Source organism: Streptomyces sp. NBC_01257 (assembly GCF_035917255.1).
In the GTDB taxonomy this organism is placed as follows: Bacteria; Actinomycetota; Actinomycetes; order Streptomycetales; family Streptomycetaceae; genus Streptomyces.
This window is the reverse complement of the sequence record NZ_CP108472.1, coordinates 6,095,971-6,108,495: the sequence shown is the minus strand read 5'-3', so window position 1 is coordinate 6,108,495 and position 12,525 is coordinate 6,095,971. Positions and strand designations below refer to the sequence as shown.

The 12,525-nt window shown below is 70.7% G+C and carries 10 protein-coding genes, 1 pseudogene and 1 riboswitch; of the genes and pseudogenes, 7 read left to right on the top strand and 4 right to left on the bottom strand.

Annotated elements, in window-relative coordinates:
• Positions 1–182: 182 nt before the first annotated feature.
• The 5 genes and pseudogenes from OG408_RS26700 to OG408_RS26680 all read left to right on the top strand — a co-directional run.
• On the top strand, positions 183–395 hold the full coding sequence (locus OG408_RS26700) for a DUF3311 domain-containing protein (protein ID WP_442806068.1): 213 nt from the start codon (positions 183–185) through the stop codon (positions 393–395).
• Positions 392–2,026: a monocarboxylate uptake permease MctP gene (gene mctP / locus OG408_RS26695; protein WP_266782700.1), complete on the top strand. Its 1,635-nt coding sequence runs from the start codon at positions 392–394 to the stop codon at positions 2,024–2,026. The genes OG408_RS26700 and mctP overlap by 4 nt, the downstream gene beginning before the upstream one ends.
• Before the next feature lie 122 nt (positions 2,027–2,148).
• A complete protein-coding gene (locus OG408_RS26690; RefSeq protein ID WP_326672361.1) occupies positions 2,149–2,661 on the top strand; it encodes a GNAT family N-acetyltransferase in 513 nt (170 codons plus the stop codon).
• A 65-nt stretch (positions 2,662–2,726) separates the two neighbouring features.
• Positions 2,727–2,850: riboswitch (cobalamin riboswitch) on the top strand.
• 141 nt (positions 2,851–2,991) lie between these two features.
• Positions 2,992–5,370: a ribonucleoside-diphosphate reductase subunit alpha gene (locus OG408_RS26685; protein WP_266782696.1), complete on the top strand. Its 2,379-nt coding sequence runs from the start codon at positions 2,992–2,994 to the stop codon at positions 5,368–5,370.
• A pseudogene (locus tag OG408_RS26680) lies at positions 5,370–6,386 on the top strand (ribonucleotide-diphosphate reductase subunit beta); the annotation flags it as partial. The gene OG408_RS26685 and the pseudogene OG408_RS26680, both read left to right, overlap by 1 nt.
• 14 nt (positions 6,387–6,400) lie before the next feature.
• On the opposite strand, the gene OG408_RS26675 reads toward OG408_RS26680, so the two are convergent.
• A complete protein-coding gene (locus OG408_RS26675; RefSeq protein WP_326672358.1) occupies positions 6,401–6,613 on the bottom strand; it encodes a hypothetical protein in 213 nt (70 codons plus the stop codon).
• An 81-nt stretch (positions 6,614–6,694) separates the two neighbouring features.
• Between OG408_RS26675 and OG408_RS26670 the strand changes: the two genes are divergently transcribed.
• A complete protein-coding gene (locus OG408_RS26670; protein WP_266782690.1) occupies positions 6,695–7,669 on the top strand; it encodes a helix-turn-helix domain-containing protein in 975 nt (324 codons plus the stop codon).
• Positions 7,670–7,761: 92 nt separating this feature from the next.
• Positions 7,762–9,678 (top strand): family 20 glycosylhydrolase, encoded by a 1,917-nt coding sequence (locus tag OG408_RS26665; RefSeq protein ID WP_326672356.1) that lies wholly within the window; start codon positions 7,762–7,764, stop codon positions 9,676–9,678.
• A gap of 45 nt (positions 9,679–9,723) precedes the next feature.
• On the opposite strand, the gene OG408_RS26660 is transcribed toward OG408_RS26665, so the two are convergent.
• From OG408_RS26660 to OG408_RS26650, 3 genes are all read right to left on the bottom strand, one after another.
• The gene (locus tag OG408_RS26660) at positions 9,724–10,455 is read right to left on the bottom strand and encodes a D-Ala-D-Ala carboxypeptidase family metallohydrolase (RefSeq protein ID WP_266782686.1); all 732 of its coding nucleotides are present in this window, start codon (positions 10,453–10,455) and stop codon (positions 9,724–9,726) included.
• Between the two features lie 166 nt (positions 10,456–10,621).
• Complete coding sequence (gene def, locus OG408_RS26655; protein ID WP_266782684.1) at positions 10,622–11,260, bottom strand: peptide deformylase; 639 nt, start codon at positions 11,258–11,260, stop codon at positions 10,622–10,624.
• Positions 11,261–11,529: 269 nt separating this feature from the next.
• Positions 11,530–12,522 carry a tetratricopeptide repeat protein gene (locus OG408_RS26650; RefSeq protein WP_266782682.1) on the bottom strand — a complete coding sequence of 331 codons (993 nt, stop codon included), beginning with the start codon at positions 12,520–12,522 and terminating at the stop codon, positions 11,530–11,532.
• Positions 12,523–12,525 lie beyond the last annotated feature (3 nt).

Sequence of the window (12,525 nt, the reverse complement as noted above, 5' to 3'; positions counted from 1 at the left end):
CTGCCATTTCGGCCAGACGTACGACCCCACAGGACCGTTGCCGGACCGCAATGCGGACAGGGGGTGACGGTGGGCGGAACCCTCGCCTAGATTTCCTGCGCATTACACCAGGTGATCAGTGAGGGGACGGAGTCGCCGCCATGCCGGAAGAACCAGAAGGAAAACCACCCATCGTCACACCGATGCGCGTGGTCATCGCTCTCTGCCTCATCGCGCCGTTCGTGGCGATGCTCTGGGTGAGTTCGTACGCCAAGGTCGACCCGACCTTCATCGGAATCCCGTTCTTCTACTGGTACCAGATGCTCTGGGTGCTGATCTCCACCGCGCTCACGATGATCGCGTACAAGCTGTGGCAGCGTGACCAGCGCGCCCGCAAGGGGGGTGCGTCGGCATGAAGGACGGCGTGAACGGCGTCGCACTCGGCGTCTTCATCTTCTTCTTCCTGGCCGTCACGGTCATCGGCTTCATGGCCGCCCGCTGGCGCAAGGCCGAGAACGAGGCCAGCCTCGACGAATGGGGCCTGGGCGGACGGTCGTTCGGCACCTGGGTGACCTGGTTCCTGCTCGGCGGCGACCTCTACACCGCGTACACCTTCGTCGCCGTACCCGCGGCGATCTACGCGGCCGGCGCGGCCGGCTTCTTCGCGGTGCCCTACACCATCCTGGTGTACCCGCTGATCTTCACCTTCCTGCCGCGGCTGTGGTCGGTGTCGCACAAGCACGGCTACGTCACCACCTCGGACTTCGTCCGCGGCCGCTTCGGCTCGAAGGGGCTGTCGCTGGCGGTCGCCGTCACCGGCATCCTCGCCACCATGCCGTACATCGCGCTCCAACTCGTCGGCATCCAGGCGGTGCTGGACGTGATGGGCGTCGGCGGCGGCGAGAACACCCACTGGTTCATCAAGGACCTGCCGCTGCTGATCGCGTTCGCGGTGCTCGCCGCCTACACGTACTCCTCCGGCCTGCGCGCCCCCGCGCTGATCGCGTTCGTCAAGGACGGCCTGATCTACCTGGTCATCGCCGTGGCGATCATCTACATCCCGATCAAGCTCGGCGGCTTCGACGACATCTTCGCCAAGGCTGGCGAGGCGTTCTCCGCGAAGAACGAGGCAGCCGGCAAACCGGTGGCCGGACTCGCGCCAGGCGAGGCGGGACAGTGGGGTTACGCCACCCTGGCCCTGGGCTCGGCGCTGGCGCTCTTCATGTACCCGCACTCGATCACGGCGACGCTCTCCAGCCGCAGCCGCAACGTGATCCGCCGCAACACGACGATCCTGCCGCTGTACTCGCTGATGCTGGGCCTGCTCGCACTGCTCGGCTTCATGGCGATCGCCGCCGGCGTCAAGGTGGACAACGGCCAGCTGGCGATCCCGCAGCTGTTCGAGAACATGTTCCCCGACTGGTTCGCGGGCGTGGCGTTCGCCGCCATCGGCATCGGCGCCCTGGTGCCCGCCGCGATCATGTCGATCGCCGCGGCCAACCTGTTCACCCGCAACATCTACAAGGACTTCATCAAGCCCGACGCGACGCCCGCGCAGGAGACCAAGGTCTCCAAGCTGGTGTCGCTGCTGGTGAAGGTCGGCGCGCTCGCCTTCGTCCTCACCATGGACAAGACGGTCGCGATCAACTTCCAGCTGCTCGGCGGGATCTGGATCCTCCAGACGATGCCGGCCCTGGTCGGCGGTCTGTTCACCCGGTGGTTCCACCGCTGGGCACTGCTGGCCGGCTGGGCGGTCGGCATGCTCTACGGGACGCTCGCCGCGTACGGGGTCGCGAGCCCGACGCAGAAGCACTTCGGCGGGTCCTCCAAGGAGATCCCCGGCCTCGGCGAGATCGGCTACATCGGTCTGACGGCCTTCGTGCTGAACGTCGTGGTCACGATTGTCCTGACCTTCGTCCTGAACGCCGTGAAGGCCCCCGCCGGGATCGACGAGACCGCTCCGGGCGACTACACCGCGGACGCGGGCGACCCGGGCGTCAAGACGGAGCTCCCGCCGGCCACGGCCGGGGCGCCGGGCGGCCACTGACCGCAGACACGGGCACCGGGCACGGGCCGCCGCATCCTCCCCGGAGGGTGCGGCGGCCCGTCCGTGCGTCCGGCGGAAAACCCCTTGCGGCCACGGCCCGCGCGTGCGGCAGACTGCCGGGTATGGACATGACGATCCGGCCGGCCGAGCCCGCCGAGTACGCCGCGCTCGGCGAGATCACCGCCGAGGCCTACCTCGGCGACGGACTGCTGGACTTCGGCGCCGACGACCCCTATCTGGTGCAGCTGCGCGACGTCCCCCGCCGGGCCGCCGAGGCCGAGGTGCTGGTGGCGACGGACGCCCGGGGCCACGTCCTGGGCGGGGTCACCTACGCGCCCCCGGGCAATCCGTGGGCCGACATAGCGGCGGCCGACGAGGCCGAGTTCCGGATGCTGGCGGTCTCCCGTCAGGCTCGTGGGGCCGGGGCGGGCGAGGCGCTCGTGCGGGCCTGTATCGAGCGCGCACGGGCCACCGCGGGGGTCACGGGGATCGTCCTGTCGACCCAGCCGGCCATGCACGGGGCCCACCGGATCTACGGGCGCCTCGGCTTCGTGCGGACCCCCGAGCGGGACTGGAATCCCATCGGCGACCTCAGGCTGCTGACGTACCGTCTGGAGCTCCGGCCCGGGGCGTAAGGGCGTACCGATATCTCGCGCGACACAACATGTGGGGGCTGCCGCAAGCGGCGGCCCCCACATGTATGCTCGTGCTCGCTGTCGCCGCAGGGAAATCCGGTGCGAATCCGGAACTGTCCCGCAACGGTGTGTTCGGTGTGCTTTTGCGCACCCCCAAGTCCGAGGACCTGCCGACAGCGCATCCGGCTCGACCGAACCGGATGCCCAGACGTCCGGGCCTCGTGGATGGGCCGGTGGACGCCGCACGGAGAGCTGCCCTGCCCGGGCGCCCCTCCGCCCGGCTGCCCCCGCCCCTCCGCCGGCCCCGAGCCGAGCGAGGGAGAGCACCAGGTGACCATCGCGCCAGCCCATCCGGTGACAGCGGCCGAATCAACGGGAACCACGAGCGACGGGCCCGGGACCGCACTGCTGCGGACCCTGACCGACCTCACCGCCGATCTGCCCGACACCGACCCCGGCCGTGTCGCCGCCGCCGCGCTGCGCGGCCGCAACGCCCGGTCGGACGAGGCGGAGCTGCGCTCGCTGGCCACCGAGGCCGCCGCGGGTCTGATCTCCGAGGACCCCGCCTACTCCCGGCTCGCCGCCCGTCTCCTCACCCGCACCATCGCGGACGAGGCGGCCGGGCAGGGCGCGACGTCGTTCTCCGCGTCGGTCGCCGTCGGGCACCGCGAGGGCCTGATCGCGGACCGCACCGCCGAGTTCGTGACGCTCCACGCGGCCGCGCTCGACGCACTGGTGGAGCAGGCGCTCGCCGACGGCGCCGACGACCGCTTCGGCTACTTCGGCCTTCGCACCCTGCACAGCCGCTACCTGCTGCGCCACCCGATCACCCGCCAGGTCGTCGAGACCCCGCAGCACTTCATGCTGCGCGTGGCCGCCGGGCTCGCCGAGGACACCTCCGAGCGCGCGCTCGGCGAGGTCGCCGCGCTGTACGGGCTGATGAGCCGGCTGGACTACCTGCCGTCCTCCCCCACGCTCTTCAACTCCGGCACCCGCCACCCGCAGATGTCCTCCTGCTACCTGCTGGACTCGCCGCTGGACGAGCTGGACTCGATCTACGACCGCTACCACCAGGTGGCGCGCCTCTCGAAGCACGCGGGCGGCATCGGCCTCTCGTACTCCCGCATCCGCGCCCGCGGTTCGCTGATCCGCGGCACCAACGGGCACTCCAACGGCATCGTGCCGTTCCTTAAGACGCTCGACGCCTCCGTCGCCGCGGTCAACCAGGGCGGCCGGCGCAAGGGCGCCGCCGCCGTCTACCTGGAGACCTGGCACGCGGACATCGAGGAGTTCCTGGAGCTGCGCGACAACACGGGCGAGGACCAGCGGCGCACGCACAACCTCAACCTGGCGCACTGGATCCCGGACGAGTTCATGCGCCGGGTCGACGCGGACTCCGCCTGGTCGCTGTTCTCCCCGGCCGACGTGCCCGAGCTGGTCGACCTGTGGGGCGACGCGTTCGACGCCGCGTACCGGGCGGCCGAGGCCAAGGGCCTGGCCCGCAAGACCATGCCGGCCCGTGAGCTGTACGGCCGCATGATGCGCACGCTGGCGCAGACCGGCCAGGGCTGGATGACGTTCAAGGACGCCTCCAACCGGACCGCGAACCAGACGGCCGAGCCGGGCCGGGTCGTGCACTCCTCGAACCTGTGCACCGAGATCCTCGAAGTCACCGACGACGGCGAGACGGCCGTCTGCAACCTGGGTTCGGTCAACCTCGGCGCGTTCGTCGCCGACGGCACCATCGACTGGGAGCGGCTGGACGCCACCGTGCGTACCGCCGTGACCTTCCTCGACCGGGTCGTCGACATCAACTTCTACCCGACCGAGCAGGCCGGCCGGTCCAACGCCCGCTGGCGGCCGGTGGGCCTGGGCGCGATGGGGCTCCAGGACGTCTTCTTCCAGCTGCGGCTGCCGTTCGACTCCCCCGGGGCCCGCGCCCTGTCGACGAAGATCTCCGAGCGCATCATGCTCGCGGCGTACGAGGCGTCCTGCGAGCTCGCCGAGCGCTCGGGTCCCCTTCCCGCCTGGTCCGAGACGCGTGCCGCCCGCGGTGTGCTGCACCCGGACCACTACGACACCGAGCTGAACTGGCCGGAGCGCTGGGACGCGCTGCGGGCCCGGGTCGCGAAGACCGGCATGCGCAACTCGCTGCTGCTGGCCATCGCGCCGACGGCGACGATCGCCTCGATCGCGGGCGTGTACGAGTGCATCGAGCCGCAGGTCTCCAACCTCTTCAAGCGCGAGACGCTCAGCGGTGAGTTCCTCCAGGTCAACGGCTATCTGGTGGACGAGCTGAAGCGGCTCGGCGTGTGGGACGCGCGGACCCGTGAGGCGCTGCGCGAGGCGAGCGGCTCGGTGCAGGGCTTCGCCTGGATCCCCGAGGAGGTGCGGGCGCTCTACCGCACGGCGTGGGAGATCCCGCAGCGCGGACTGATCGACATGGCGGCGGCCCGTACGCCGTTCCTCGACCAGAGCCAGTCGCTGAACCTGTTCCTGGAGACGCCGACGATCGGCAAGCTCTCCTCGATGTACGCGTACGCCTGGAAGCAGGGGCTGAAGACGACGTACTACCTGCGCTCCCGCCCGGCGACCCGGATCGCCCGCGCGGCGTCCGCGGCACCCATTCCCGAGCAGGCACCCGCGCCCGACGCGGACGCCATCGCCTGCTCGCTCGAAAACCCCGAGTCCTGCGAGGCCTGCCAGTAATGAGCACCAACGACGACAAGAACCTGCTGGACCCGGGCTTCGAACTGACCCTGCGGCCGATGCGCTACCCGGACTTCTACGAGCGCTACCGGGACGCGATCAAGAACACCTGGACGGTGGAGGAGGTCGACCTCCACTCCGACGTCGCGGACCTCGCCAAGCTCTCGCCGGGCGAGCAGCACATGATCGGCCGGCTGGTCGCGTTCTTCGCGACGGGTGACTCGATCGTCTCCAACAACCTCGTGCTGACGCTGTACAAGCACATCAACTCCCCCGAGGCGCGGCTGTACCTCTCGCGGCAGCTCTTCGAGGAGGCCGTGCACGTCCAGTTCTATCTGACGCTGCTGGACACCTATCTGCCCGATCCGGACGACCGGGCGGCGGCGTTCGACGCGGTCGAGGAGATTCCGTCGATCCGTGAGAAGGCGCAGTTCTGCTTCAAGTGGATGGATTCGGTCGAGAAGATCGACCGGCTGGAGACGAAGGCCGACCGCCGCCGCTTCCTGCTGAACCTGATCTGCTTCGCGGCGTGCATCGAGGGGCTGTTCTTCTACGGCGCCTTCGCCTACGTGTACTGGTTCCGCTCGCGCGGTCTGCTGCACGGCCTCGCCACCGGGACCAACTGGGTCTTCCGGGACGAGACCATGCACATGAACTTCGCGTTCGAGGTCGTGGACACCGTCCGCAAGGAGGAGCCGGAGCTCTTCGACGACGCCCTCCAGCAGCAGGTCACCGACATGCTGAAGGAGGCCGTCGAGGCGGAGCTGCAGTTCGGCCGTGACCTGTGCGGCGAGGGCCTGCCCGGCATGAACACGGAGTCGATGCGCCAGTACCTGGAGTGCGTCGCCGACCAGCGGCTCACCCGGCTGGGCTTCCCGGCGGTGTACGGCTCGGAGAACCCGTTCTCGTTCATGGAGCTGCAGGGCGTCCAGGAGCTGACGAACTTCTTCGAGCGCCGCCCGTCCGCCTACCAGGTGGCCGTCGAGGGCACGGTCGGCTTCGACGACGACTTCTAGGCCCTGCGGATCCGCTAGATCCTCGCCCAGCTCCTGACGTACGGACGCCGTGCGGCCCTCACCGGCCGTGCGGCGTCCGCCGTCCGCGGGGGTTCGGTGCTCCGGGCCCGTTCCGCCTCCCGCAGCCGGCGGTCGATACGGCGTTCGCGGGCGATGCCGATCAGGGCCGGCAGCAGGACGAGAGCGAAAACGGCTGATATGCCCAGGACGTTCTGGAATGTGTTCATGCCTCTACTGTCGTCGGTTCCGGCCGATCCGGGCAGTGGCAGGACTGTCATAGAGCATCGAATTACTGCCACACTGGGGTCATGCTGAAGAATGTCGCCGCCCTGTTGCTCGACGAGGTCAACCCCTTCGAACTCGGCGTGCTCTGCGAGGTGTTCGGACTCGACCGCAGCGAGGAGGGGCTGCCGGTGCTCGATTTCGCCGCGGTCTCCGCCGAGGGACCGGTCCTGCAGACCCACGCCGGGTTCACCATCAGCACCCCCTACGGCCTCGACCGCCTGGAGGAGGCCGACCTCATCGCGGTCCCGGCCGGCAGCCACTTCATCGACCGGGAGTACCCGGAAGAGGTCCTGGACGCCCTGCGCCGGGCCGTGGAGCGCGGCGCCCGGGTCCTCAGCGTCTGCTCCGGGGCGTTCGTGCTGGGCGCGGCCGGCCTGCTGGACGGCCGCCGCTGCACCACCCACTGGCGCCACGCGGACGAGCTGGCCCGCCGCTTCCCGCGCGCGGCCGTCGAGCCGGACGTGCTGTACGTGGACGAGGGCTCCGTCATCACATCGGCGGGCACGGCAGCGGGGATCGACGCCTGTCTGCACCTGGTGCGCCAGGAGTACGGGACGGCCGCCGCCAACACCATCGCCCGCCGCATGGTGGTGCCGCCGCACCGCGACGGCGGGCAGGCGCAGTACATCCAGCGCCCGCTGCCCCGTACCCGCTGCGACACGGTCGGCGACACGCTCGCCTGGATGGAGCGCAATCTCGACCAGGAGATGACCGTCGAGCAGCTGGCCGCCCAGACGCACATGTCACCGCGCACCTTCGCCCGCCGTTTCCAGCAGGAGACGGGCACCACGCCGTACCGCTGGCTGCTGCGTCAGCGAGTGCTGCTGGCCCAGCACCTCCTGGAGACATCCGATGAAACAATGGACACGATCGCCGGCCGGACAGGTTTCGGTAATGCCGCGGCACTCCGCCACCAGTTCGTACGTTCCCTGGGAACCACGCCGAACGCCTACCGCCGGACCTTCCGCGGCCCGACCGATTTGACCGAGGTCGCCTGACCACCCACAGGTCTTACGTCGGATCATTCGTCCAACCGATTCCTTCACCTGTCCATGGACCCGGCCGCCGTCGGCGCGTCAGGGTCGGGCGCATGGACATCCGGAAGACTGGACGAAGGACCATCGGGGCCGTGGTGGCCGCGCTCGCCGCCACTCTGCTGCCCCTGCAGAGCGCCACGGCACAGGACACGGCCGCCGCCGCGCCGCCGCCCGAGGTGCTGCCCTCCCTGCGGCAGTGGCAGCCCGGCGAGGGGGAGTTCACGCTCACCGACCGGGCCAGGATCGTGCTGGACGGGGTGCGGGAGCAGCGCACGGCGGCCGACGCGGCGCGGTTCGCCGGCGAACTGGCCGGGAAGGCGCCGGTGTCGCGGGGCCGGGCCCGGTCCGGCGACATCGTGCTGCGCCAGGACCCGTCCCTGAAGGGCTCGCTGGGTGCGGAGGGCTACCGCCTCGACGTCGGGGACCGGGTCACGGTCACCGCGGCGACGTCGACGGGCGTGTTCTACGGTTCGCGCACGGTGCTCCAGCTGCTGAACGACGACGGCCGGGCCGCGCGCGGTTCGGCGACCGACGTGCCCGCGTACCGCGAGCGCGGGGTCGGGGTGTGCGCCTGCTACATCAACGTCTCGCTCCCCTGGTTCGAGCGGCTGATGAAGGACATGGCCTCCCAGAAGCTCAACCAGCTCTGGATCGAGGCGAAGGTGCGGAGCGACACCGACCCGGCGTCCGCGTTCTGGGGCTACTACACCAAGCCGCAGGTCCGTGCGCTGGTCGCGATGGCGAAGAAGTACCACATCGACCTGGTGCCGGAGATCAACTCCCCCGGACACATGGACACCTACCTGGAGAACCACCCGGAGCTCCAGCTCAAGGACAAGGACGGCGTCGCCTCCCCGCCCCGGCTGGACATCTCGCGGCCCGAGGCACTGGCGTACTACACCTCGATGGTGGACGAGGCCCTGGAGGTGTGGGGCACCCGCACCTGGCACATGGGCGCCGACGAGTACATGATCGGCTCCTCGTACCCGGACTACCCGCAGCTCCAGGCGGCGGCGACCGCGAAGTTCGGCGCCCCGGCCACCCCCGACGACCTCTTCGTCGACTTCATCAACCAGGTCAACGCGCATGTGAAGGCCGGCGGCCGGTCGCTGCGGATCTGGAACGACGGACTGGCCGGCCACAACGGCCTCGTGCCGCTGGACCGTGACATCACCGTCGAGCACTGGCTGGGCGGCGGCGCCATCCAGCAGCCGTCCGCACTGCTGGCCGAGGGCCGCCCGGTGATGAACTCCGCCTACGCGCTCTACCTGGTGCGCGGCGGCTACACCATGAAGACCCAGGAGCTGTACGAGAGCGACTGGACGCCCCTGCGCTTCGAGGGCCAGACGCTGCCGGCCACTGCGGCGAACCTGACCGGCGCGAAGATCAGCCTGTGGCCGGACAGCGCGGCGGCCGAGACCGAGAACGAGGTCGAGGCGAAGGTCTTCATGCCGCTGCGCTTCATCGCGCAGGCCACCTGGGGCGGCCCGAAGCCGAGCGGGACGTACGCCGGTTTCGAGGCGCTGGCCCGGCGGATCGGGCACGCTCCCGGCTGGGACAACACCGACCGCGCCCCGCTGGCCGACGGCACCTACCGGCTGACGGCGGGCGCGAAGGCGCTGGCGCCCGGCGCGGACGCCGGGGTCGCGCTGACCCGGGGTGCGAAGGCCGCCTGGACGCTGACGGCGACCGCCGACGGGTACTACACCGTGAAGTCCGCGGAGAGCGGCCTGTGTCTGGACGCGGTGCGTGGGAAGAAGTACCTGGGTGCCCCGCTGGAGGTGGGTGCCGAGCTGTCGCTCGGGACCTGCGCTGCGGGCACGCGCACACAGCGCTGGCAGCTGGACGCCGGAGCCGGGGCCCTGGTCCTGCGCAACGCCGTCTCGCAGCTCGGGCTGACGGAGCGGACCTCGGACGGGGCCGCGGTGCAGACGACGGGCGGGGCGCGCCTGACAGCGAAGTCCGCCTGATCGAGGCTGTGGGGCCCGCCGGCACCGGCGGGCCCCACAGTCGTGTCAGATGCCGCAGTTGGGCGCCGACCAGTAGTGGCTGGGGCCCTGGTTCACGTGGACGTGGTCGTTGTGGTCCGGGTAGCCCGGGCCGAGGATCCCGTTGAACCCGTGGTTGCGGGCCTGCTGGGCCAGGGTGCAGAAGGCGATCCCGCCCAGGTCGGCCGCGTCACCGTACAGATGGCGGCTGTTGGAGGCCCCGCCGGCCGCGCTGTTGCAGGACGTGGAGCGGAAGCCGCTGTTGACGGTGATGGGGCGGTCGCCGAGCGCGTGCCGCAGCGCCTCCAGCTTCCACATGGTGCTCAGCGCGTTGGCCTTGGCCGTGCCCGCCGCGACGGCACCACCCGCCCAGGTGCTGTTGCAGTGGTTGAGCTCGGCGTAGGTGAAGTGGACGGGCGTGCAGTCGTTGTCCTGGAGGGCGTACAGCTTCGACTGCGTGGCGGGGCCGGCGACACCGTCGGCGGCCAGTCCGTAGGCGGCCTGGAAGCGCTTGACCGCCGCGGTGGTGGCCGGGCCGTAGGAGCCGTCGACGGCGAGCACGGAGTTGTACCCCGGGTAGCCGGCCACCCGGATCTGGAGCTGGACGACATCGTTGCCGGTGGCGCCCGGGGCCAGGGTGCGCGACCAGGTGTAGCAGCCGTCGGCCTGGGCGGTGCCTGCGGTCACCACCGCCCCGCCCAAGGCGAATGCCATGGTCATGACAAGGCCGAGCAGGAGTCGTGCGGAACGTCTGAGCATGGGGGGCTCCCTACCGCGAGTGAAGGTGTGGAGTGAGAGCCTGTCGGACGGGTCGACGCGCGTCAACTACGCGTTGAAGAAAGCCTGTTGACGGTCACAAGACGCGCCAGGGGCCCGCCCCGGCGTACCGGGACGGGCCCCTGGCGGCTGCGCGTGCCCGGCCGGATCAGTCGTTCGGGACGACCTCGTAGCGCGGGGTGTTCTCCTCCATCTGCCGCAGCGCGTCCTTGCGGTCGCGCTTGGACAGCCGGTCGATGTACAGGTAGCCGTACAGGTGGTCGGTCTCGTGCTGGAGGCAGCGGGCGAAGTAGCCGTTGCCCCGCACCTTGACCGGCTTGCCCGCGGCGTCCTGGCCGCGCACCACCGCGTAGTCCGGGCGGGCCAGCGAGGCGTACGCCGTCGGGACGGAGAGGCAGCCCTCGTTGGAGTCGTCCAGGACGCGCTCCTCGGGTGCCAGCTCGTCGAGCACCGGGTTGCAGATGACACCCGTGTGCCGCACGCCGTCGTCGTCCGGGCAGTCGTAGACGAAGACCTTGAGGTCGACACCGATCTGGTTGGCGGCCAGGCCCACGCCCTCGGCCGTCCGCTGGCTGGCGAACATGTCGTCGATCAGCCGGGCCAGCTCGTCGTCGAACGCGGTGACGTCCTTGCACTCCTTGTGCAGGACCGGGTTGCCCACGACCGTGATCGGGCGGGAGGTGCCGCGCTCGCGGTACGCCGCCTCGCGCGCCTCACAGTCCTCGGTGTCGATGAGGAAACCTTCCTCGTCGACGCTGATCTGCTCGTCCGTCTCCTGCTGCGCCATGTCCGCCGTACGCCTTCCTCACAACCTGAACCCCGGGATCCGCGGCTCGCAAGAACCCGGGCACCCGAGCACCGGAATCGGTGCGCATACAGCCTAACGACCTCACCCGCGATTGACAGCGGGAGAAGGCGCGGCGTCTGGGGCCTTCGGATCCAAGGCGGAGGAGGGAGCGATGGCGGAGCCCTCGCGACCGACGACAACGCCGGAGGCGGAGGCCCCAGACGCCGCGACGCCGCTGACAATCGCGGGTGAGGTCGTAAGGGCAGTAGTCAGCAGACTTCTTCGAGATCCCGCCACTCACGGCTGTCCGGGCTGTCGGCGACCCAGCCGTCGAGCAGCCCGCGCACCAGCCCCGCGGGGGCCGCGAGACCGCACTCGCGCTCCGGCACCCACAGCTCACCGGCGGTGCGGTGGCCCAGCGGGCCGGGGTGGCCCGGCTCGCTGTGGTCGTGCGGGTCCAGGTGCTCGCCGTCGCCCTCGTCGCTCTCCATCCGGCTCTCCGAACAGGCCCGGCACAGCAGCCGCACGGACGACGACCAGTCCTCGGCGGCGAAGCCGGCGTCGGACGCCAGCTGCTCCAGCGCGTCCCGGTCCGCCTCGGTGGCCGCTTCGAGCAGCACCACCCAGGTGGGGACGGGGGACGGGGCCCACAGCTCGATCTCGTCGAACACCGGGTAGGACGGGCCGGCCGCGGTGATCCGCTCGCCGTGCGGCACGCCGTCGTGCAGCACGACCTCGCCCCAGCGGCGGCCGGAGGACGGCAGCGGGATCGACAGCACCTCGACCCGCGCCGGATCGAGCCTGCGGCCCCACACGACCTCGGCCTCGCCCTCGGGCGACAGCCGGACGGCCGCGCTGCCCAGCTCCATGCCGACCGGCTCGCTGCCCGCCGCCGGCGTCTGCTGCCCGCCGCCGGGCACCCGCAGTCCGTACGCCTGCCAGGCCCGGCGGGCCAGCGGCCAGTCCTGGAGCGCGGTGGCGGCGATCCCGACGTTCCACCAGTCGGGGGCGCCGGACTCCTTGTCGAGCAGCGCGACGGCCCGCAGGCCCGCGGCCCTCGCCTGTTCCCAGTCGTGCCGGAACTTGTGCAGCAGCGCCAGGTTGAACCACGACTCGGAGAGCCAGGGCTCCAGGTCCGCCGCACGCGTCAGCAGCGCGCCCGCGTCCTCGTACCGGCCGTCGCCGATCAGCGTGAACGCGCGGTCCGTGGCCTGCCGCCAAGAGGCGGAGGGCCGATGCCGTACCTTCCCGAAGATCCTCACGAT

Coding starts and splice junctions, on each gene's coding strand:
- OG408_RS26700 (WP_442806068.1), top strand. CDS start 183: ATGCGCGTGGTCATCGCTCTCTGCCTCATCGCGCCGTTCGTGGCGATG.
- mctP (WP_266782700.1), top strand. CDS start 392: ATGAAGGACGGCGTGAACGGCGTCGCACTCGGCGTCTTCATCTTCTTC.
- OG408_RS26690 (WP_326672361.1), top strand. CDS start 2,149: ATGGACATGACGATCCGGCCGGCCGAGCCCGCCGAGTACGCCGCGCTC.
- OG408_RS26675 (WP_326672358.1), bottom strand. CDS start 6,613: ATGAACACATTCCAGAACGTCCTGGGCATATCAGCCGTTTTCGCTCTC.
- OG408_RS26670 (WP_266782690.1), top strand. CDS start 6,695: ATGCTGAAGAATGTCGCCGCCCTGTTGCTCGACGAGGTCAACCCCTTC.
- OG408_RS26665 (WP_326672356.1), top strand. CDS start 7,762: ATGGACATCCGGAAGACTGGACGAAGGACCATCGGGGCCGTGGTGGCC.
- OG408_RS26660 (WP_266782686.1), bottom strand. CDS start 10,455: ATGCTCAGACGTTCCGCACGACTCCTGCTCGGCCTTGTCATGACCATG.
- def (WP_266782684.1), bottom strand. CDS start 11,260: ATGGCGCAGCAGGAGACGGACGAGCAGATCAGCGTCGACGAGGAAGGT.